The 23,680-nt window shown below is 48.3% G+C and carries 11 protein-coding genes and 5 pseudogenes; 15 read left to right on the top strand and 1 reads right to left on the bottom strand.

The annotated features are described in order from the left end of the window. Nucleotides 1–1,308: efflux RND transporter permease subunit (locus BJP37_RS28000; protein ID WP_158069806.1), on the top strand; the 1,308-nt coding region annotated here is incomplete at its 5' end. After that, nucleotides 1,305–4,394, top strand: a pseudogene (locus BJP37_RS42940) (efflux RND transporter permease subunit); the annotation flags it as partial. The gene BJP37_RS28000 and the pseudogene BJP37_RS42940, both read left to right, overlap by 4 nt. Before the next feature lie 554 nt (nt 4,395–4,948). Here the strand turns inward: BJP37_RS42940 and purN are convergent. Further along, nucleotides 4,949–5,443: pseudogene (purN, locus tag BJP37_RS27990) on the bottom strand (phosphoribosylglycinamide formyltransferase); the annotation flags it as partial. Nucleotides 5,444–5,903: 460 nt separating this feature from the next. Between purN and gpmI the strand changes: the two are divergent. The 13 genes and pseudogenes from gpmI to BJP37_RS27925 all read left to right on the top strand — a co-directional run bounded on the left by gpmI (nt 5,904) and on the right by BJP37_RS27925 (nt 23,501). Further along, a complete protein-coding gene (gpmI, locus tag BJP37_RS27985) occupies nt 5,904–7,502 on the top strand; it encodes a 2,3-bisphosphoglycerate-independent phosphoglycerate mutase (protein WP_075906547.1) in 1,599 nt (532 codons plus the stop codon). Nucleotides 7,503–7,579: 77 nt separating this feature from the next. Next, nucleotides 7,580–7,810 (top strand): preprotein translocase subunit SecG, encoded by a 231-nt coding sequence (gene secG, locus BJP37_RS27980; protein ID WP_008191847.1) that lies wholly within the window; start codon nt 7,580–7,582, stop codon nt 7,808–7,810. Nucleotides 7,811–7,827: 17 nt separating this feature from the next. Beyond that, the gene (locus BJP37_RS27975; protein WP_075903744.1) at nt 7,828–8,706 is read left to right on the top strand and encodes a peptidase; all 879 of its coding nucleotides are present in this window, start codon (nt 7,828–7,830) and stop codon (nt 8,704–8,706) included. Between the two features lie 729 nt (nt 8,707–9,435). Continuing rightward, nucleotides 9,436–10,959, top strand: coding sequence for a carboxypeptidase M32 (locus BJP37_RS27970; protein ID WP_075903742.1), 1,524 nt, complete (start codon nt 9,436–9,438; stop codon nt 10,957–10,959). Nucleotides 10,960–11,120: 161 nt separating this feature from the next. Beyond that, nucleotides 11,121–12,359, top strand: a pseudogene (locus tag BJP37_RS27965) (sucrose synthase); the annotation flags it as partial. 53 nt (nt 12,360–12,412) lie between these two features. Continuing rightward, nucleotides 12,413–12,688: a helix-turn-helix domain-containing protein gene (locus tag BJP37_RS37650; protein WP_143727603.1), complete on the top strand. Its 276-nt coding sequence runs from the start codon at nt 12,413–12,415 to the stop codon at nt 12,686–12,688. A 618-nt stretch (nt 12,689–13,306) separates the two neighbouring features. Then, a pseudogene (locus BJP37_RS27955) lies at nt 13,307–14,488 on the top strand (glycosyltransferase); the annotation flags it as partial. A gap of 422 nt (nt 14,489–14,910) precedes the next feature. Beyond that, nucleotides 14,911–15,812: pseudogene (locus tag BJP37_RS45195) on the top strand (transposase). Nucleotides 15,813–16,432: 620 nt separating this feature from the next. After that, a complete protein-coding gene (locus BJP37_RS27945) occupies nt 16,433–18,181 on the top strand; it encodes a fatty acyl-AMP ligase (RefSeq protein WP_081431360.1) in 1,749 nt (582 codons plus the stop codon). 235 nt (nt 18,182–18,416) lie between these two features. Continuing rightward, nucleotides 18,417–19,700, top strand: coding sequence for an RNA-guided endonuclease IscB (gene iscB, locus BJP37_RS27940; RefSeq protein WP_075903740.1), 1,284 nt, complete (start codon nt 18,417–18,419; stop codon nt 19,698–19,700). A gap of 426 nt (nt 19,701–20,126) precedes the next feature. Continuing rightward, entirely contained in the window at nt 20,127–20,483 is a 357-nt protein-coding gene (locus BJP37_RS27935) for an acyl carrier protein (protein WP_198954206.1), read from the top strand. Nucleotides 20,484–20,563: 80 nt separating this feature from the next. Next, on the top strand, nt 20,564–21,952 hold the full coding sequence (locus BJP37_RS27930) for a hypothetical protein (protein ID WP_198954205.1): 1,389 nt from the start codon (nt 20,564–20,566) through the stop codon (nt 21,950–21,952). A 136-nt stretch (nt 21,953–22,088) separates the two neighbouring features. Further along, nucleotides 22,089–23,501, top strand: a complete 1,413-nt coding sequence (locus BJP37_RS27925) for a hypothetical protein (RefSeq protein ID WP_075903738.1) — start codon at nt 22,089–22,091, stop codon at nt 23,499–23,501. Nucleotides 23,502–23,680 lie beyond the last annotated feature (179 nt).

Genomic DNA, 23,680 nt, shown 5'->3' with positions numbered 1-23,680 from the left:
GCGGGAGACCACCTCGAGGCGATGCTCTCGGAGGTGGGACGCATCCCGGAGGACGACCGCACGATCCGCGATGAGCAGACCGAGGAGAACACCGCGCGGATCCTGGTGCGTCTGGCTGCCGGCGGACCGAGCGGGACCGCCATCGTCGAACGGGTGGCGCCGGTCGTCGCCGAGATGAGCGGTATCGAGGCCTCCTGGGAGGTCGGCGCGTCGGCGTTGTCCCAGGCGTTGGGCACCAGCGGCCCACCGATCGAGATCGAGATCGCCGGCCAGTCGCTGGAAAACCTCCGAAGCGGGGCGGCCGAGGTGCGGCAGGCACTGGCCGAGCGCGCTCAACTCTGGAACGTGCGTTCATCCTTCGAAGGCGGACCGCCGGAATTGCGGGTCCGCCTGGAGCAGACCCTCGCCGACGGCCTCGGCATCGACATCGCGGCGGTCGGCGCCGCGATCGAGTCTTCGCTGGACGGACGCAAGGTCACCACCCTCGCGCTGGGCGACGAGGAGCGGGACGTGATGCTGCGCCTGCCGGGCGTTCGAATGGATGAGCTGCACCGGATTCCGATGACCACCAGCTCCGGCGCCCGTCTGGCCGTGGGCGACGTCGCGGTATTCGAGCACCACGAAGGCGCCCGGGAGGTCTTTCGGCGGGACCAACGCCGCATCGCCCTGGTGACGGCGCGCATTGCTCCCGGATACGAATACCCCGAGGCCATGGCCGCGGCCCGGGAGGTACTCGCCGAGGTCGGCCTGCCGGGGATGCGCGCCGAGCTCACCGGTGAGGAAGAAGAACGGATCAAGACCTTCGGAGAACTGCAACTCGCCGGCATCCTGGCCATCGTCCTGTTGTTCATGGTGCTGGCCGGCACCTTCGAGTCGTTGATTCATCCGCTGACCGTGGTCATGTCGGTTCCGCTGGCCTCGATCGGCGTCGCCGCCGTCCTCGTGCCCCGGGGATACCCCATCGGCGTGATGGAAGCGCTGGGCTTGATCGTGCTGGCCGGTGTCGCCGTCAACGACGCGATCCTGCTGGTCGGAACTGCCCGGCGATTGATGGGCGAGGGGCTCGAGCGGAATGCCGCCCTCGCCCGGGCCGCCGCGCTGCGGCTGCGCCCCATCCTGATGACCACGGCGACCACCGCGTTGGCCCTGATCCCCCTGGCCGTCGGCGCCAGTGAATCGGCACGGCTGCGTAGCCCGCTGGCGCTGACGATCATCGGCGGCATCGTCGCCTCCACCCTCGGCTGCCTGCTGGTGATTCCCTGCATCTACTCGGTGCTCGATCGCGTCGGGAGACTGGGTCGTCGATGAGCGGCGGGGTGCGGAACGACCTGTTTGCCATTCCGGTCCGGCGGCCGGTCGCGACGGCGATGTTCTTTCTGGGAATCGTGCTGCTGGGGCTGATCGCCTGGCAGCGCATCCCGGTCAACCTGCTGCCCGACGTGGCGGGTGAACAGCTGTTCGTCACTTTTGCCCGGCCCGGTAGCGAACCGGAGGTCATCGAGCGGGAAATCCTGCTGCCGCTGGAGTCCCGGGCATCGCTGCTGGAAGGCCTGGACGAGACCCGGGCCACGATTCGAGGTTCCGGCGGCACTCTGACCCTCGAGTTCCGGCCGGGTACCGATCTGGCCGTACGCGAACTCGAGATGCGTCGGCTGGCGGCGGACCTGGTCCGCGAGCAACCTGCCGGCACGACGATCAACGTCAACAACTCCGACATCAGCCAGGCGGTCGGCTTCGCCATGTTCATCCAGGTCACCGGGATGGACGACCTGAACAGCCTGATGGACCTGGTCGACGATCAGGTCGTCCCTCGAATGGCGGCGGTCGACGGGGTCTCCCGGGTCAGCGCCGGAGGGGGAGCACCTCAGGAACTGACCGTGGAAATCGATCCCGACCGCTGCGCCGCTCTGGGCATCGAACCGGGGCAGGTCGTCTCATCGCTGTCACGTTCGGTCCAGCGCCTGGACTATCTGGGCGGCATCGAGGGCCGGGATCGCCGCACTGCGGTCGTGCTTGACGGGCGGCCCCGGGGCATCGACACCCTCTCCCGAAGCCGCGTCGTCGCCGACCGGCCGGTGGAACTTCGCCACGTCGCCGATATCGAGTTCGGCACGAGCGAGATGCAGACGCTGCTGCGGGTCAACGGGGAGCCGACGGTCGGCATCGTCGTCTTCCAGGACGAGGATGCGAACCTGATTCGCCTCGGCCGGGCGCTGCGCTCGCGACTCGACGAGCTCCGCGAAGAGTTCGCCCCCTACAACCTGGACTTCGTGATCAACTTCGATGCGGCGAAGGACCTGATCGAGAAACAGCTGGACCGGCTCAAGGAGCTGGCGCTCACCGGGTTCGTCATCGCGCTGGTGGTGCTCTTCCTGTTCCTGCGCCAGTGGCGCGCCGTCGCGGTGGTTGCGGTAGCGGTGCCCACCAGCCTGCTGGCTGCCCTGGCCCTGCTCTATGTGGCCGGGCTCTCGCTCAATCTGATCACCCTGTTCGGGCTCGGCGTCGTGATCGGCGCCCTGGTCGACAACAGCATCGTCGTCTACGAGGCGGTGCAGCGCCAGCTGGAGCACGGCGCCCACGCCGACGATGCCGCCGCAGACGGCATCCGGCGCACGGTCCGGGCGATCCTCGCCGCCAGCGCGACCAACGCGGTGGTGTTCCTGCCGTTGATGTTCGCCGACTTCGCCGCCGCCGAACTTCGCGCCTATCTCGAGATCATGGCGCTGGCGATTCTGTTGCCGATGGTCGGATCGGTGTTGGTCGCCATCGGGCTCGTTCCGCTGCTGGCCCGTCGTCTCGCCGCCCCGGCTGCCCTTGCCCGGGTCAAGCGGGTGCGGGAGGAACGGCAACGCACCGGCGGGCTGAAACCGCCGGACCGGGCCGGTGAACTCTTCATCGGCACGCTGATCGTGGCCCTCCGGCGACCGGGCATCTGGGTTACCGGCGTCGTCACGGCGCTGCTGATCACCGTCGTGTTCGTGCTACCGACCGTCGCGGTGACCAGCTTGAATCAGGATCCTCCGCAGGAGGACACCGTGCGTCTGGCGGTGACCCTCGACTCGGCGGATTCCCTCGACCGTGCCTCGGAGCTTTTCGCGCTGCTGGAACAGGAAGTGATGAAGCTCGACGGCATCGAAGGGGTCGACAGCACCATCCAGGAAGAGAACGGGCAGCTGACGGTGCGGCTCCCCGACGCCGAGGATCGCCCCGAGGGCCTGAACGCGGCCACGGTACGCGCCGCAGCCCGGCGGGTCGAGAGCCAGTCCAGAGGCGCCCTGGAACTGGATACGGTTCAGGATGGCTTCGGCGGTGGAGGTGGTCTGGCCGCCCTGACCGACACCAGTTCTACCGAGGTCTTGATCTCCGGACCGGAGACTCGCGGGCTCCTGTCGCTGGCAGGCGAGTTGGCCGGCCGGCTGGAGTCGATTGCCGAGATCGACACCGCACGGATCTCCTCCCGCTCGGCGCAAGACGAACTGCGTGTGGTCGCCGACGACATGGCGATGAACGCCTTCCGCCTGACCCCCGACCAGGTTCTCCCGGCGCTCAACACCGTGCGTCGTGAGGGAGTCGCCATGCAGGTCGGATTCACCCTGCCCGACGGCCGGGAGATTCCGCTGACCGTACGCCGCCAGGCACCCCCACGCCGCGCGATCAAGGATCTCGAGCGTCTGCGGCTCAACACGAGTTCGGGAGTGCTGCCCCTGGAAGCGGTTGCCGACGTTCGACGAATGCCCCCGCCGCCGACGATCACCCATGAGAACGGCAGGCGCCAGGTCAAGGTCAGCTACACGCTGGGCCGCGAGGCGCCGACGACGGGGAACGCAAGACTCTCGCTGGACCGGCGGATCACCGACGCCGTCGGCGAGGTCTATCGCCCTGCGGGCTACACGATCGAGGTTCCCGACCCGGACGACTCCTACAGCTGGTTCCGCTCGCTGCTGATCCCGGTGCTGCTGCTGTTGTTCGCGGTGCTGGCCATCACCTTCGAATCGATGACCATGCCGGTCCTGGTGCTCCTGTCCCTTCCCCTGACGGTGCTCGGTGCAACCTGGGCGCTACTGCTGGGGGACGTGCCAGGCCTGGACCCGATGGCGTTGATGGGTGTGCTGGCCCTGATCGGCCTCACCGTCAATCCCGCGATCCTGCTGGTCGACCGGATGCAGGCACGGGTCCGGCTCAGCGGGTTCAGCGCCGGCGCTGCGGCCCTCGCGGCGGTGCGCGAGCGCACGCGTCCGGTCTTGATGACCACGGCGACGACCGTTGCCGGCCTGTGGCCGCTGGCCTTGAGCACCGGGCAGGCCAACGAACTGTGGCCTCCTTTCGCCACCGTGGTCATGGGCGGCCTGGTCACCTCTACCCTGCTGACCCTGCTCGTCATCCCGGTCGGCTTCGTCTTCCTTCATCGACTGGACGGCATCTTCGGCCGGCTGGGACCGTGGGTCGTCATTGGCTGGGCCGCGGCGGTCAGCCTGACGATGGTTCCGCTGATCCGCTACGAGATCATCCAGTCGACCACCTGGCAGATCATGACCACGTTGCTGGTCGGTTCCCTGTTCCTCGGGCTCGCAGCCCTCATCTTCCGGCGTGTGCCGTTGGTCGAACCGGCCACGGTGGGAGGAGCGCCGCCGACCCTCGAGGTGCGTTACCTGAACAAGGTCTACGGACGCCCCGGGCCGATCGGCCGGGCCTGGAGAGTTCAGGAGCGCTTCGCCAACGCGGTGCTGGCACGAGGCGGGCAGCCGTTCACTCCCGCCCGTGCCCGGGAACGATTGCTGCCGTTGCTGCTGTTGTTCCTCGGCGCCGGCTACCTGGCCTTCTCCGTCGGTGCCATCGGCTGGCGGCTTATCTTCGTTTTCGGCGCGGCCGCCCTTGCCGCCGGCTTCTGGCGCCAGGTCCGCTGTGCCCGGGGCCTGGCCGACGAACGCGGGCGGGTGCTCCCCGGCGGTGTAATTTTTACCCCAGCCTCAAGGGCTTGTTCCACAGCGCGCACACCTTTGAAAGTAGGTAATAAGCTGGGATGGATATTGAGAATCCGATTAGGGAAAGCGTCTAGGAGTACCTGTGTCACCACTCGCATCCAACCAGCCATCACGACCCACTCCACCTCATACTGTCGTAAAGTTTCGACAATTTGTTGATCGAAATCTTCCCGTTTTTTGGTGTGCCGGTGATTATGTAGAACCGCTGGAATGCCGTATTTTTCAGCTCTAGCTAACGCTTTAATGCCTGGATTATTGTAAATGAGCACGCTGATTTGGGCATTGAGTTGGCCGTTTGCGATCGCACTAGCTATCGCTTCAAAGTTACTGCCACTTCCGGAAGCCATCACTCCCAGTTTCACAGGGGAAGTAGTCGGTAAGGAGTCTACGCTCTGTTGGGAGGAAATGTTAGGGGAAATCAAGCTAGGGCTGGAATCTGGAGAAGTTATATTGGCAGTCATATCGGGAAATGCGATCACACCTTCATAAGCATTACCTTATACATACCAATTTTATAGGAATGTTGAGATAAATGAGTTTCTGTAAACTTCCTACACCTCTGTTACTTGTAAGTGTAGGCTGTCAGTAGCTGTGAGCCAAACATGCACCGGCACGCCTAATTAATTGCATACAAAGCTTAATTTCCGAGTCAAGGTATATGAGAGTCATACAATAAGTAATTTTACTTATTTTTTGCAATTTTGTCTGAGTAAGGCTTATAGAATTTAGATGGGTTTGCCATGATTTCCGAGTATAAATTCCTATTAGCTTGGGGTAGTCAAAACCTTTGCTAGGAGAAGATTTAAGCATTATCCTGACTCTGCCAGCCGAAACCTAATAAAAATCGAAATTTATCATGAATATGCGGATTTTGAATGATATGATCGCGGTGAAATTAAGAGTAGGATAAAAGGCGATATGATGAGGCAAGCACCTGTTTCTCCTGTGGTGCTAGTTATCTTAGACGGTTGGGGTTACCGCGAAGTAACTGATGCCAATGGGATAGCCCTAGCAAACACCCCTGTAATGGACAGCCTCTGGGCGGCCTATCCGAGTACATTAATTCGCACCTCTGGAAAGGACGTGGGACTCCCAGAGGGTCAAATGGGCAATTCGGAAGTGGGGCACTTGAATATAGGTGCTGGGCGTGTGGTGCCTCAAGAACTTGTGCGCATCTCTGATGCGGTGGAAAATGGCACTTTAAACGATAACCAAGCTATTGTGCAAGTATGCCGAGAGGTTAAATCTCGGGGTGGGAAGATGCACATCGTGGGTTTGTGTTCTGAGGGTGGGGTACACTCCCATCTCAATCACCTCCTAGGATTGCTAGCGCTAGCCAAAGCCCAAAATCTATCTGAAGTTTATATCCACGCGATTACCGATGGTCGTGATACTAAACCGACCGACGGCATTGAAGCAATTCAAAAAATTCAAGATTATATTGATCAAGTTGGCATTGGATGCATAGCCACCATTAGTGGTCGCTACTACGCCATGGATCGAGACCGACGCTGGGAAAGGATTTCAAAAGCCTATGAAGTCATGACTCAGGATGGTCCTGGAAATGCTATCTCAGCAGTACAATTCCTCAAGGAGTCTTATGAGTCAGAGATTACTGACGAATTTATCTTGCCCACACGGCTTACTCCTGGAGCTGTGACAGCAGGAGATGGAGTAATTTTCTTTAACTTCCGTCCAGACAGAGCCAGACAGCTGACCCAAGCCTTCGTGGATCCTAACTTTGATGGCTTTGAGCGGGAACAGATCAAACCCCTAACCTTTGCCACCTTTACCCAGTATGACCCCAGTTTTCCGGTATTGGTCGCCTTTGAACCTCAGAACTTGACTAATATTCTGGGGGAAGTTATATCCCAGCATGGGTTGCGCCAATTCCGAACTGCGGAAACAGAAAAATACGCCCACGTCACTTACTTTTTTAATGGTGGTCTAGAAGTTCCCTTCGAGGGTGAAGACCGGAAATTGGTGCAAAGTCCGATGGTACCAACCTATGATAAAGCACCAGCCATGTCAGCTAAGGAAGTGACCGATGAAGTGATCGCAGCGATCGAAAAACGCATTTACTCCCTGGTAGTGATTAACTATGCCAACACTGATATGGTGGGCCATACTGGCAATGTGGAAGCCTGCATAAAAGCAGTGGAAACCGTAGACCGTTGCCTAGGACGCTTAATTGATAGGATAATTAAAGTTGGTGGCACTACCCTCATTACTGCTGACCACGGCAACGCCGAGACTATGCGCGATGAGACAGGTAATCCTTGGACAGCTCACACGACAAACCCAGTACCCTTTATCCTAGTAGAAGGGGAAAAATTAAAAATCCCTGGACATGGTACAGAAGTTGCATTGCGCTGTGATGGATGTCTGGCAGATATTGCCCCGACCATCTTGGAAATCTTGCAACTTCCCCAGCCAAAAGAAATGACTGGGCGTTCTATGATCCAACCCGCTAAGTTGGAAGTCCGTAATAATCGGACACCCGTGCGAGTTTCTCTATAACACAGGAAGTTGAGAACCCCTTGGTTTTAACCGAGGGAGAGTTCAAAACTTTTCATTCCCGTAATATTGTCAAAAGAATGGTTAATCAAATCCTGCAAATTATTTGGGTTTTATCTGGCTTGGGTCTGATTATTTTGGTTTTGCTCCATAGTCCCAAGGGGGATGGCCTTGGCGGTATCGGTGGTCAAGCTCAGCTGTTTACCAGCACCAAGAGTGCTGAAAAAGCCCTGAACCGGGTGACCTGGATCTTGGCGATTACCTTTATGAGCTTGACAGTGATTTTAAGTGCAGGTTGGTTAAACCAGTAAATAATTAGAGTTAAACCTTGGGGAGTAGGTGGGATAACAAAGATTACCGGCATCAGCAGCTATGGATAGCCCTGTTTCTAGGGGGTGTCACTTGTCTGTTAGTGATGTTGACTAACTGCAGCACCGCAGCAGGTTTACACCCAAAGTTTAACCGATTAACAGAAGCCTCCTCTGCTATGGTGGCTTCGATGCCAGTAAGCTCACCTAGCCTACCAGCTCCTAAGCCTCACCCTCTACCAACTCCCCTTGACCAGTGGCAAGACCCTACCGGCAGCGGTGATTATTTTGCTGAAATCAAGGGCACTCCCTTAGGTTATCTGATCTGGTCTCAGTTTCCCGTCAAGGTTTATGTGCAACAGCCCCAACCACCGCCTGTGGTTGATGCTAACCATCAGCGCTTCCAACAATGGGTTGAGGCGGTGCTAAAGGCGGTGGCAGAATGGGGGGTTTATTTACCCCTAGAACTAGTTGATCAGGAGGAATTAGCAGATATATCGATTTTGCGATCGCATCCTCCTCTAAAAGTTTCCTTGAATCGTGAGACTGGAACCTTTGATTGGTCTCGCGCTCGCTCAGCCGTTACTCGCTATGAATTTTACCTGGGGCAATCCATCAGGGCACCAGAGCAAATAGTAGATAATCTATTATTACATAAGTTTACCATACTTCTCTCCCCTGAGCAATCCATTGACTACACCCTTGCCACTGCCCGTCACGAACTCGGTCATGCACTAGGTATTTGGGGTCATTCTCCTTTAAAAACTGATGCGCTATACTTTTCCCAAGTTCGCAATCCCCCGAAAATTTCTGCTAGAGACATCAATACCCTCAAACGGATATACGAACAGCCAACTCGCTTGGGATGGCCTTTGGTGAAGGTAAAAGCTAAAAGCTAAAAGCTAAAAGGCTTGTATCCATAGGACTTATGCCCCTGAAGCCAATACTAATAGGTTTTTACTAATAGGTTTTTACTAATAGTAAAAAGCGAACTGTGGAGCACAGAACTTCAGGTGCGACCCGTGGCGAATTTAATTCTTAATGGTAAGAGCGCACCTCACATTTACAGAGGTTCTACACGGAAAGGGTGCATAAGTCCTGATCCAAATGAGAGTGCAAAGAGATCCTTATGACATCCTACTTTCGGCCAGTATTGGGCAAGCTCGAAGCTAGTGGCTGTGAGCTTCAGTCGGTAGGAATACTTACCACTGTGCCAATAGCTAGAGCGATTGTCTGGTTTTAAGGGATTACACTATACTAATAAGTCTTTAAGAAATGGCACAATAGTAGTTCGAATACTATGCTATAACACTCAGTTATGGGTATGACGTTTTCATAGCCATCGGCATCTGAGTTAGTTACTTAGCTTTACCAGAGTGCTCGTACCAAGTTGCAGCTTAAATCGTAACGAGAGGAAATAAGGACTTGGGAATTTTCACCATTGTCCGATAAGTAAATTGCACTTGAAAAACGCAACTTGGTCTTAGCTTTCAGCCCACTTGTCTGATTCATTAGTATCGGACATTTTTGTGGGTAAGATTTTTATTTTCGGTCGTCAGGTGTACATTTACTATTCGGCAAAATACCGTAACCCTAAACTAATAGCCTGAATGTGTCAATCTAGCATCATGCAGACTACCGAAAAAACTCAACCGAAACTTCTCAACCTCAAAAAACGCCTAAGTGAAATTAACGACTTAGAAGCAGCCGCATCTTTGTTGTACTGGGATCAAGCCACCTATATGCCTCCCGGTGGTGCAGCTGCTAGGGGACGTCAGCTGGCTACTCTACAAAAAATTGCCCATAGTAAATTTACTGACCCAGCCATGGGCGAACTCCTGGAAGGGTTACGCCCCTATGAAGAAACTCTACCTTACTTTTCTGACGAAGCTAGCTTAATCCGCTGCACTAGAAAAAATTACCACAGAGCCGTGCAGGTGCCAGCGGAATTTATGGGAGAATTCTCTGAACATCGGACAGAAACGTACAGTGTTTGGGTAAAGGCAAGAGCTACCAACGACTTTGCAGCGGTGCGCCCTTACTTAGAAAAAACCCTTGACCTCAGCCGTCAAATGGCTTATTTTTTCCCTGGTTACGAACATATCGCTGACCCGTTAATTGACTTTGCTGACTATGGGATGAAAGTCTCTATTTTGCGGACGCTTTTTTCTCAGTTGCGAGAGGAATTAGTGCCAATTGTGGAGGCTATTACTGCCCAAAGTCCCACGGATGACAACTGTTTACACCAAAGATATCCTGAAGAGCAACAGTTAGATTTGACTCTCAAGGTCATGAAGCAAATGGGGTATGACTTTGAGCGGGGAAGGCAAGACCAAACCCATCACCCATTTATGATCAACTTCTCTACCGGTGATGTGCGCATTACGACCCGTGTTGATGAAGATGACCTGAGTCAGGCTCTATTTAGCAGCATCCACGAAATGGGTCATGGTCTTTATGAGCAAGGAATTAGGCGAGATTTGGAAGGCACTCCTCTTGCCTGTGGGACATCCTCGGGTGTCCATGAGAGCCAGTCCCGACTTTGGGAAAATATTGTTGGGCGTAGTTGGGGCTTCTGGAAATTTTTCTATCCCCAAGTACAATCCTACTTCCCCTCCCAACTGGGTAATGTTTCCCTCGATGCCTTTTATCAGGCCATCAACAAGGTGCAACGGTCTGTAATCCGCATGGATGCTGATGAAGTGACTTACAATCTCCACGTCATGATCCGCTTTGACTTAGAACTGATGATGCTCGAGGGTAGGCTGCAGGTTAGGGATTTACCGGAAGCCTGGAATGAACGCTATCGTGAAGATTTAGGGATTGTTCCCCAGAATGACAGTGACGGGGTGTTGCAAGATGTTCACTGGTACACTGGTCAGATTGGGGGAATGTTCCAATGCTACACCTTGGGTAACTTGATGAGCGCCCAGTTTTTTGAAGCCGCAGTAACGGAGCAACCTGAAATTATACCAAAAATTGAGCAAGGAAACTTTAGTACGCTCCATAATTGGTTGAAGGACAACATTTACCAACACGGTTGCAAATACACAGCGGCTGAATTGATTAAGAGCGTCACTGGTACTGCTTTACGCATCGATCCATTCATCCGCTACATCCGGCAGAAGTATGGGCAGCTTTACATGCTTTAATCTTTATTTATGCCAAAATAGTTGTTTTGCGAGAACGTTGTCCATATATCTAAAAGAATATCTATTCCTGATCGGTAGTGCGCGGGAATCACTATTCTTTAGAGGAATTTTTTATAGGGTTGTTGGTTTAAATATAGTTGACTTGTATTTGGGGAGTTTCAATGCTCAACCTAATTCAGGATGTTCTCGAAAGTGACGAAAAGAGCGATCTACGTCACTTTACCAGCCAGTTAAAAACTGCAGAACCCAGGTATTTACTGCGCAACGAAATTCTGGCTGCTTTTAATGAATACTGCACTAACCACAAAAAATCTGAATACTTTTATCATTCTTCTCATTTAGGGAAGCTGATTTATTACACCCAGGAAATTATTCTGGAAGATGAAAGTCTATGCCTAATTATCCGACCAAAAATTGCGGCTAAAAGAGCTTTTCGTCTGTTTGAAGACTTAAGGGCGCAAGAGGTTACACCAGAGGAACTGCTAAATATACGCGATCGCTTTGTCAATCGCTACAACCCCAAGGTCGGGGAGGTTCTCCAGCTGGATTTTCAGCCGTTTTATGACTACAGCCCAGTCATTCGCGATCCCAAGAATATTGGTAAGGGAGTCCGCTTCCTAAACCGCTATCTCTCCAGTAAACTGTTTCAAGACCCTGAGCACTGGTTGGAGTCGTTGTACGGTTTCTTGAAAGTGCGTCATTTCCAAGGAAACCAGCTGCTGATTAACGAGCGCATTCACAATCACCAGCAACTGTCAGAACAGGTGAAGTTGGCCTTGGAATTTGTAAGCGATCGCCCAGACAGCGAATCCTATGATAAATTCCGCTTTAAGCTGCAAGAGATGGGTTTTGAAGCAGGCTGGGGAAACACGGCTAGTCGGGTGCGGGAAACCTTGGCAATGCTGGATGAATTGATTGATGAACCGGATGATGGGGCATTGGAACAGTTCCTCTCCCGCATCCCAATGATTTTCCGGATTGTCCTGGTATCGGTTCACGGCTGGTTTGGACAAGAAGGGGTATTAGGACGTCCAGATACAGGGGGTCAAGTGGTATATGTCCTTGACCAAGCTAAGAGTTTAGAAAAGCAGTTGCAAGAAAACCTGACTCTGGCGGGATTAAACATTCAGCCTAAGGTGATCATTCTCACCCGCTTAATCCCCAACAATGATGGAACTCGGTGTAATGAACGGTTAGAGAAAGTTAACGGTACAGAAAATGCCTGGATTTTACGGGTACCGTTTCGAGAGTTCAATCCGAAAGTTACTCAGGATTGGATTTCTCGGTTTGAGATTTGGCCGTATCTAGAAACCTACGCCATCGATGCCGAAAAGGAACTGCTAGGAGAATTCCAAGGTCGTCCCGACCTGATTGTAGGAAACTATTCCGATGGTAATCTATAGCAAAGAAAGGGATAATTAGGACATAATAGAGGGTGTAGCAAGTCGGAAAAATGCCATCACCTTATAGCGATGACTTTCGAGAAAAAGCGGTAGCAGCAGTAGATCGTGGCGAGAAAAAAACCCAGATCTGCCGGATGCTCAAAATTAGCCGAAATACTTTAGACCTTTGGCTAAAAGCTAGAGAAGAAAGAGGAACTGTTAAAGCCAAGCGGAACTATCGAAGGGGACCAAAGCCAAAAATCCGAGATTTAGACGAGTTTCGCCAATTTGCTCAAAAAAACGGCGGAATAACTCAAAAAGAGATGGCACAACAGTGGCCAGAGTAAATTAGTCGGATCACCATCGGCAAAGCTTTGAAGCGCATTGGTTTTACCCGAAAAAAAAAACTTATGGATACCAGGAAAGGAATGAACTCGAACGAGGCAAATTTCTCCAATATCTTGGTCAGTACGCTCAACAAAGACTAGTTTATGTCGATGAAGCCGGAATTGATGATACAGAAGACTACCCCTATGGTTGGTGCGAGAAATCATGCGCGATATTACGATCTCAAATTAGGACATAAAACGGAGCGAAGCCCGCATGGTAGCAGCTTCCTGTTGTCGTCAGATCCTTGCCCCAATTACTTTTGTGGGATACTGCAACACTAAACTGATTGAGGGATGGGTTGAGTTTTTCAGTCAGGCCAGAACTGTTACCAGGCCAGATTGTGCTGATGGACAACGCGAGTTTTCATAACTCTGCTTACATCAAGAAATTAATCGAGCAGGCAGGATGTAAACTCCTATTTCTTCGGTGCTTATTCCCCCGACCTCAACAAAATCGAGAAATTTTGGGCGCGACTCAAACACTATTTGCGGCTCTAGTCTTCATCAATTTGATTGTTTACAAGATGCTTTGGATCATGCCTTCAGAGTATTGTCCTAACCAACTCTTTCTATGCTATAGTAGCGTTCCTGCTGGCGCGACGGTTGAAAGTTACCCAGTGCAATATTGCCCATGCCCTAGAAAAGTCCAAATACCTATTTAGTAACCTGTACTGGCAAGACTCAGAACAGCAATACCACTTCTCCCTGCAATTTACTGCTGATTTAATTGCCATGAATGCGGCTAATTTTATTATCAGCAGTACCTATCAGGAAATTGTGGGTACTGCTGATAGTGTGGGTCAGTATGAGTCTTACCAGAACTTCACCATGCCAGACCTGTATCATGTCATCAATGGCATTGAGTTATTCTCTCCGAAGTTTAATGTAGTACCACCGGGGGTAAATGAAACCGTCTTCTTCCCCTACACCCGCACTGAAGGGCGAGGAGCTAGTGATATTAAGCGGTTGGATGAATTCCTGTTTACCCTAGACGACGAGGCCCAGGTGTTTGGCAAACTGGATTATCCTAACAAGCGCCCGATTTTTTCCATGGCTCGTCTTGACCGCATTAAGAACCTGACTGGGTTAGCGGAATGCTTTGGTAAGAGTCGAAAGTTGCAGGAACACTGTAACTTGATTTTAATTGCGGGTAACTTGCGCACTGAAGACTCCAGCGACAGCGAAGAAAAGGCAGAAATTGTCAAGCTTTACCAGATTATTGAGGAGTATAATCTCTACGGCAAGATCCGCTGGTTAGGGGTGCGCTTATCAAAGAGTGACTGTGGTGAAGTCTATCGGGTGATTGCTGACCGTCATGGTATTTTTGTTCAGCCAGCGCTGTTTGAAGCCTTTGGTCTAACAATTTTGGAATCGATGATTTCTGGTTTACCAACCTTTGGTACCCAATTTGGTGGACCGTTGGAGATTATTCAGGACAAGGTCAATGGTATCCTGATTAACCCTACTAACCAGGAGGAAATGGCTCAGAAAATCCTGGATTTTGTGACTAAGTGTCAGGAAAATCCCCAGTACTGGGAGGAAATTTCCAATCAGGGCATAGAACGAGTCTACAGCACCTATACTTGGAAAATCCACACTACGCGCTTGCTATCCTTAGCAGGGATTTACGGCTTCTGGAACTATACGTCTAAGGCAAACCAGGAGGATATGCTGCGTTATCTAGAAGCGTTGTTCCATCTGATTTATAAGCCTCGGGCTAAAAAGCTTTTGGAGGAGCATATGAGTCAGATTACTTAGGTTTTATAGCAATTCTCATAGTCATGAGCGACATTGCTTATCCTTTTAAGGCAGAAGGCAGAAGGCAGAAGGCAGCAAGGCAAGAAGCTCTTAAGGCAATAAGTGCCAATCAAAAGTGTACCTCATAGCTATGAGAAACGCTATATAGCTATGGTTGGAAGAGAGTCAAGCAGAATTTAGTTACGATTAACCTGAGTTCGACGTAAGAAAATCAGCTACAAACACCAACTCACCTGAGTTACAGAGTTTTGTTCTGTCGGAGCAATTATCAATAATCAATGATTATTGATAAATCCTTGTCGTTAACTACTTCCCATGATTGTAAATTTTTATTACTTTACATTAAATAATATTAACATTATCTTCTTTTTTTGCACCAAACCTCTGATAATAAATAATTATTTTTCAGAGAGAAACAGAGCATGGAAATTGAAAAATTGTTTTGTGAAATAGACGACTTTTGTTTAGTCTTTGAAGAAAGCTTCAAGTCGAAGCTAATTGCACATCAAACAAAAAAAATAATCCGAAAAAGGTAACTGTGTTTGAGTGAAATCATGAATATTATTGTTGATTTTAATCGTTAAATTTATCGAATTTTCAAGGCTTATTATCAACATTTACTTCAATTTTACCAACAAAACTTTCCTCGATTAGTTAGTTGCAATCGATTTGTTGAGTTAATTTATCAGACTTTGATGCCTTTAATTTTTTATCTAAATTATCGTACAGTACCAGTGACAGGAAGAACGTTTTATCGACAGTATACCCATACCAATTTGCCATCCCAAAAGAGCCAAAATAAATAAGGGATTTACTGGTTTAGCGGCCTGGGGCAAAAGTTCTATGGGTTGGTTTTTTTGCTTTAAACTTCATTTAATAATTAAGGGATTTACTAGTTTAGCGGCCTGGGGCAAAAGTTCTATGGGTTGGTTTTTTTGCTTTAAACTTCACTGTACCTGTGCCAGATTTAACCCAGAATATCTGGGGTTATCTGGAGATCAAGGTTATATCAAAAAAGAATTATGGTCAGAAGTCTGGAACAAAAACATCAAACTCATTACACCTCTCAAAAAGAATATGAATAATAAATTAATGCTTTCCTGGAAACAAATAATGCTCAGAAAAAGATCTTTAATTGAGACAGTTAATGACCAGTTAAAAAATATTTCACAAAGCGATGCATCAAGACATTGAACATTATCGTCATCCTAGCATTATTAATTTTATGGTCAATGTCGTCGCTGGTTTAATTGCTTATTATTTTCAACCCAAAAAGCCTTCGTTAAATTTGACAAAAGAGGGTCTAAAATACAAAAATTACTAGTTTCATTAACTTGTAAATTCTTTTTTTATTTAGTTAAATTTATCAAGACAGTATTTTTTGTATCACGGGGTGACAACAAATATCAAACCTAGATAGGTGTTAGATTTTAGGTTTTAGGTTTTGGGTAAAATGAGCGCATCGGAGTCATTTGTATTTGCCAGCAATTGAAGCAAATTTTACCAATTAAACTTCTTCTATAGTTTTATTAAATCCATCCCGCTTGACAATCTTCCCTAAAACCTAACCCCTAAAACCTAACCCCTGTAAGATTTTCAATTAGCTTGTCACCCCCTGAGATTTTTTGGACTAGTATTTTTTGAACTTTTGATGTCAATAAACGCAGATTATTGACACAAGCTTTACTCTGATTGATTTTCAGATTTATCCCTTATATCGAACTCAGGTATATATAGCTATGGTTGGACGAGAGTCAAGCAGATTTTAGTTACGATTAGGGTTGACAAGTATTTTTTTTTGTGATAGTTTTTTAATCGTGCTTAGTATAGGGCGCTATCAACGCTCAAAAAATAAGCACACCGAAGTATAGTTAAAACAGTAAAAAACTGTTGTAAGGGAGCAAGTAAGCGTTGAAAAACGCTATCTACCAAGGAGCTTGAAACTTGGAAAATATCAGATGTTCAGACCTTGACGAGAAGTTTTCCAATCTGGTAGAGTTGTTGCGCTTGAGAGCCCTAACTCAGCCTGCTAAAATCGCTTATACCTTCCTAGAAAAAGGGGAAGAAGAAACTGATCGTATCACCTATGAGGTATTAGACAAACGCTCAAGGGCGATCGCCAGCCAGTTGCAGTCTCTGGGGGCAACGGGGGAACGAGCTTTGCTAGTCTATCCACCAGGTATAGACTTCATTGCTGCCTTCTTTGGGTGCTTGTACGCTGGCGTAATTGCAGTGCCCGCTTATCCACCACCCCGACGCAGTCACAATCTCTCTAGGTTATTAGCGATCGCATCAGATGCAGAGGCTCGGTTTGCCCTAACTACCACATCTCTTATGACCGAGTTAACCAGTCGCTTTGCCCAGCATCCAGCTCTGGGGAGGCTGCACCTGCTTGCTACCAATACATGCGTACGCGACCAAGGGTTGGACTGGTCTGAACCAACCCTAGACAGCAGTAGCCTGGCCTTTCTCCAGTACACCTCCGGTTCTACCGGGACACCGAAAGGAGTAATGGTAAGTCACGGTAATCTGCTACACAATGAGCGGATGGTTAAGCAAGCCTTCGGACATAGCGAACAAACCATTTTTGTTGGTTGGCTGCCTCTATTCCATGATATGGGGCTAATTGGCAACGTGCTTCAGCCCTTATATTTGGGGATCCCCTGTATTCTCCTCTCACCCCTGGCATTTCTGCAGACGCCTATACGTTGGTTAAAAGCGATTTCCCGATACAAAGCTACCACTAGTGGTGGCCCTAATTTTGCTTACGATCTGTGCATTCGCAAGGTGAAGCCAGAGCAGTTGGCTACTCTAGATCTGAGCAGCTGGGATGTGGCTTTTACAGGAGCGGAACCAGTCCGTGCCGAGACCCTAGAGCAGTTTGCTGCTAAATTTGGCCCCTGTGGCTTCCGAAAAGAGGCGTTTTACCCCTGCTATGGCATGGCAGAAGCCACGTTATTTGTGTCTGGGGGGTTGAAAACAGAGCAACCAGTTATCTGTTCGCTTGATGGGAAAGCACTAGAACAAAATAAAGTAATACCCGTCTGTAGCGAGGTTACAGGTGTCCGTAAGGTTGTAGGTTGTGGCCAGTCATGGTTAGACCAAAAAATTGCCATCGTTGACCCTGAATCCTTAAAGCTATGCGCTGATAACCAAGTAGGAGAAATTTGGGTGTCCGGTGCCAGTGTAGCTGGTGGCTATTGGCAGAAACCAAAGGAAACAAAACAGACGTTTCATGGCTACATAGCAGATACAGGAAAAGGTCCATTTATGCGGACTGGAGACCTAGGATTTTTAAACAATGGAGAACTATTTGTTACAGGTCGCCTCAAGGATGTTATTATTATTCGCGGTCGCAATCATTATCCCCAAGATATTGAACTGACGGTGGAGCGGAGTCATCTTGCTTTACGACCAGCTTCAGGAGCAGCTTTTGTAATGGAGGTCAACGGTGAACAGCGACTAGTCATTGTTCAGGAAGTAGAGCGGACTTACCTACGAAAGTTAGACACACAGGAGGTAGTCAGACATATTCGTCGGGCAGTAGCATCTGACCACGAACTCCAGGTTCATGATGTAGCACTGTTAAAACCTGGGAGTATCCCTAAGACTTCCAGTGGCAAGATTCAGCGTCATCGTTGTCGAGCTAATTTTCTCAGTCAACAACTCACCGCTAAGTCCTTCAGACTATAGCGGGAGCTTGTAAAAAGCTCATAGTTGACCAGACTAAGCTCTAAGCGAGCTACGTTATCTAGCTCATGACACCTACAAATGCGTGCCAGTTTGTAGCAACTGTCGTACAGCTTTAAACAGGTGTAGCGAGTTAAGCCAGTGAGCTGTACCGAACAAAGCTAGATAACATTGTCGTTCGCGCAAGCGTGTGCTTTGCACAGGCAAACTTTACCCACATTGTGGAGTGTTCAAAGTAATGCGAGTTTTCGTTCTAGATCAAAATAAGAAACCACTGGATCCATGCCACCCGGCACGAGCAAGAGAGCTATTGAACATGGGAAGGGCTAAAGTATTTAAACGGTACCCATTTACAATTGTATTAAAAGACAGGATTTTAGAAAAATCTGTCACTCATTCACATCGTTTAAAGATAGACCCTGGTAGTAAAACAAGCGGGATGGCTATTGTTCAAGAAGAAACAGGACGTGTCACAAGCGCCTTAGAAATATCTCACAGGGGACAACAGATTAAGAATTCTCTAGACTCTCGCAGGGCATTAAGGAGAGGTAGACGCAACCGTAAGACTCGATATCGCAAACCTCGTTTTTTGAACAGAACTGGTAGACAAGGATGGTTACCCCCATCTCTTGAAAGCCGAATTAACAATATTGAGACTTGGGTGAAACGAATTAGAAAAGTCTGTCCGATTAGCGCTATTTCTCAAGAGTTAGTCAGGTTTGATTTGCAGCAAATGCCAAACCCTGAAATTAGCGAGGTTGAATATCAACGCGGTGAGTTATTCGGCTTTGAGGTCAAGGAATACTTGCTTGCCAAATGGGGAAGAAAATGTGTCTACTGCAACGCTGAAAACACCCCATTGGAAATAGAACACATTGTCCCCAAATCAAAAGGAGGTTCTAACAGAGTAAGCAATCTCACCTTAGCTTGTAGACCTTGTAATCAGAAAAAAGGTAACAAATATGTAGAAGATTTTTTAAGTAAAAAGCCTGAACTATTGAAGAAAATTAAGGGGAAAACCAAGACTTCACTTAAAGACGCGACTGCGGTTAATACTACCCGATGGGAATTGTATAGAAGACTTCAAGAAACCGGGTTACCTGTAGAAGTAGGTTCTGGGGGACTGACCAAATTTAACCGTAAGGTCAGAATGATTGAAAAACACCATTGGACTGATGCTTCTTGTGTTGGTAAATCAACACCTGAGCGGCTACTTATCAGGGGAATAAAACCGCTGTTAATTGCAGCTAAAGGACACGGAACTAGGCAGCGTTGTCGTCCTAACAAATATGGGTTTCCGAAAGCTCACGCTCCAAAAGCTAAGTTTTTTCAGGGTTTTCAAACAGGTGATATTGTTAAAGCTGATGTCATCAAAGGTAAGTTTGCTGGTCAATATGTCGGACGTATTGCAATTCGCTTTAGACCTAGCTTTACCCTTCAACTACCAACTCAAAAATTTGACGTACATCCCAAATACTTGAAAACTATTCACAAGGCTGACGGCTATGAATATCAATCTTGAAAATAAGGATACCCTATCGGGTAGTTTACTTGTTGGCGGCAATTCCCCTCCCGCTAACCCGTGCCGGGTATAACGGGAGTCCCCTTGCCGCATCTCAGATGGAACTTTGGATGTATTAAATTCAGCAGAATCTGAGAAAGACCTATGTCGATGCATTTAGATCCCACAACACCAGTAGAATCGATGGCGGATTCCACGCAGAAACCGAAGCCAAAAATAACGATTAAGAGTGATGGGATTGGGGTTGGCAATTGTTATTGCTTCTCAGTATTAACTTAGCTTACTGTTAAATCCGCACTAGTGAATTGGCTGACTTGGTCTGGGAGGTTAAAGTTCCAACAACAGGAATGATAGAAGCTAAGGCTATCTCCCAAAATTGAACATTTGATGTAAATTGTAGCAATAATTATCGAGGATTTTTAAACAATGGAAACTCAAAATCTAGAAGTTGCCGAGATGCCAATAATAGATTCAGTAAGTAATACTTCAGTAAGTAGCACTGACAATGGTCACATAGCTCCTCCTCAAGAACCTATAACTGCAGCAACAATTCAAGCTTGGTTAGTATCCTATCTGGCTGAAATGTTAGAAATCGAACCCGATGAGGTGGATATTACCTTAGACTTTAATGACTATGGTTTGGATTCAAGTGCAGCTGTTGGAATCACGGGGGACTTAGAGGAATGGTTAAAGCAGGAACTCGCTCCTACCCTTCTTTACGATTACCCAAGTGTTGAATCTCTGGCGCAGCATTTAGGCAATGAACTCAAAGGAGAGGCTTAAATGGGATTAAATCTTCCCATTGATTCAGTTTCACTATAAACATCATCAAAGTTGTTAATTGCACTCACCGGGAAAAAAAAGTGATAAAAACTGTATCAAATCAAACCAGAAATAGTCAAGCTTCAAACCTGGAAGACAAAAATAATCAGAAGCATTTCACATTGATTGAAAGAACCTTTAATAGTAATGTTAAGTCTGACTATACGGAGAAAATAGAGGAGCTAGGTAAAAACTTTAACTATCAGGTTAATCGCGATTTTTATTGGAGTGACCCAGAACTTTCGGTGCTCTACGGTACACCCATTTACCAAGCTGCCTCACCTTCGCAAAAAATTGCGCTCAATCATCTGTTCTGGGTTGCCATGTACAATGGTGTAGCTGCTAACGAAGCAGCAACTATCCTTTACAACCAAGTCACAAGGGGCGTTTTTGTAAAAGTTGGTGGCTACGAAACCCTATGCCGGGAATTGGAAACCGAAACCAACCAAGAACATTACCACGTTAAAACCTTTCAAAAAGTTGGTTACAAGACTAAGCAGGCGCTGCTGGGCAAAGCCCTATTAAAAAATTCGTTTCAGAGTAAATGGTACAAATCGCAGAAACAGAGGAGACTCAGAGGAAATATTGTCAACTTACTACCGAAGAAGTTGCTCTTGTCCCTTGACTGGGATAAGACCTGGCGCTGGACAGTTGAAAAAATGCTTCCTGGGCAAAAAAACTACCGTTCGCAGTATTTGGAAGAACTAGTGCAGAGAAATGAGCCAATTCCTGGGCATGCAGAGGGGATAATAGGACGATTAGCTCCTCGGCAGATGCAGCCGTTTTTTGCCTACAACTGGGGAAGTTCGCCGTTCTTTTCTTGCCAATACTATACCATGCGCTATATTGCTAATGCAAATCTCAAAAATAAGGAATATTCCTATTTCAAGTATTTTAAGGACTTGCACAAGGGATCTGAGTTCATTCCCACCCCCACAGCTATTTCCCACTTCCATTTGTTAGATGAATCGTTTCATACCACCATTTCCCAGACCATTGCTCGCGACTTATACAAAGACTTTTCCCCGCCAACGGCCTATGAAAAATTTGTGGCCAATATGGCGATCTACATGATGCAGCATAATGTTTTGAGCGGAATTTCTTGTATATTCCCCAGTGAGTGCGTAACAGATGAGCCGCTGTTTATGTTGTTGTGCTATAAAATACTGCGATCGCCGATATTCGGGATGTCTTCGGACGAAGCACTCAATAGTATGCAACAAAGTTTGTGTCAAGAAAATGAGGGATTTCACGTTACCCTCAAGTACCACCAACGGTTACTGTCTGATCTTCGGCGCTTTTTTAATGACATTGACTACCTCTGGCCAGTCAATCGAGAAATGCGCCTGATGGACTCAGCAGCTAACATTGACCGGGCTATCCAAGCAAATATAAAAAGCTTTAAACAATTTGCTAAGTCCGTAGCCTAAACTACTCGATTTTTTCCGTTAGATACCATCATCATTTTCTGGGGCAGTGGATAGTACGCCACGGTCAAACTTAGACTATTTTCAGATGGAATTTAGTTGTAACAGATAGTAAGTATACATTCTGGAGCAAAAAATAATGTCACAACAGTTGCAAACAGCCGAATTAAACCAAAAAAAATCGCTCTCACGGGGCAATAAAACATTAATCGCAATTGAAAAAACATGTCGCAGTAACTTAGAATCAAACTATACAGAAAAAATAGAAGAACTCGAGAAAAGCTTTAAGTACGCTAAAAATAGCGATCACTATTGGAGCGAACCGGAACAATCCATATTATATGGCACCCCCCTTTATGAAGTTGCTTCTCCCTCTCAAAAAATAGCACTCAATCACCTGAATTGGTTTTTGGCATACCATAATATTGCTGCTGGGGAAAATGAGGTCATTACTTATAATCAAGTTACCTCCAGTGTTTTTGCTGCCATTGGCGGTTACGACACTATATCCCAGGAGTTGGATCTCGAAACTGAACAGGAGCGTTCTCACATTCACGCCTTTCACAAAATCGGATTTTTAACAACTAGAACGTTACTAGGGAAAGATGCCTTTAAAGCTCCCCTCAAAGGTAAATCGTACAAATTGAGAAAAAGGGGCTTAGCTAATGGTTCAAAGTCTTCAGATTCACAACATTTATACTTGAGTCTGAAAAATTTGCCCTGGTCAGAGTACCGAGATAAAACCTTGGGTTTCATCGCTAAAGGGATGTTGAGCAGTTCAAAACAATACTATTCTCAGTATTTGAGGGAATTAGAGCAGAAAAGCCCATCAATACCAGCGTCTGCTGGGGGATTTTGGGGAAGAGGATTAGCACCAAACTCTCGCTTACGGTTCTTGACCTTCAACTGGGGAGGTTCCCCTTTTATGGCGTGCCAATACTATGCCTTGCGCTACATTGCGAATATGGCCGTCAAAAATATAGAATTCACTATCTATAAATATTTACAAAAATTGCAAAAAAAAGGTGAATTTATCCCAAGTCCAACAGCCATTTCCTACTATCATTTGTTGGATGAAGCGTTTCACACCACAACGTCCCTGTTTCTTGGTAGAAACTTGTACAAAGAATTATCAAAACCAACGGCCTACGAAAAACTTATCGCTAATTGGACAATCTATTTAATTCAGAAAAATTTCCATAATGGAATTTCTGGTGCATCACCAGTATTGATGTCTAAAGATAACTTTTCTACGATTGATTTTGTTTATAAGGTCCTGAAATCACCTGTGTTTGGTATGTCCCAAAGAGAAGCGCTTGATTGGATGCAGCAGTGTTTCTGTCAGGAACACGAGGGATTTCATGTGGCTCTTAAAAACTACCAAAATCTCTTATCAAATAGTCGGCGTTTTTGTGAAGAGATTGATTACCTTTGGCCTGTCAACCGCGAAATGGGATTGATGGCAGCTGCTGGCTCAATTGACAAAGCCCTGCAAGCTAATCGTCAAACCTTGGATCAGTTTTCTAGATTGGTGACTAATTCGGTGGAGTAAGAGACATGGGAAACATACTCTAATGCTCCTAGATACCAACAACCAAACCATAATCATCTGATCTTAGTGCAGGATATTCCATCCTTGTTGAGTGGGCAGGGAGGAATGCCCGGAGCACTTTGATTGGGTAATCCAAAAAACGTTTAATCTTTGTATTGACTAGTAGTTTTAAACCGCGT

Origin of the sequence: Moorena bouillonii PNG, from assembly GCF_001942495.1 — a bacterium.
In the GTDB taxonomy this organism is placed as follows: domain Bacteria; phylum Cyanobacteriota; class Cyanobacteriia; order Cyanobacteriales; family Coleofasciculaceae; genus Moorena; species Moorena bouillonii.
Note: the sequence above shows the minus strand (reverse complement) of the source record. Positions and strands in the feature narration are given on the sequence as shown.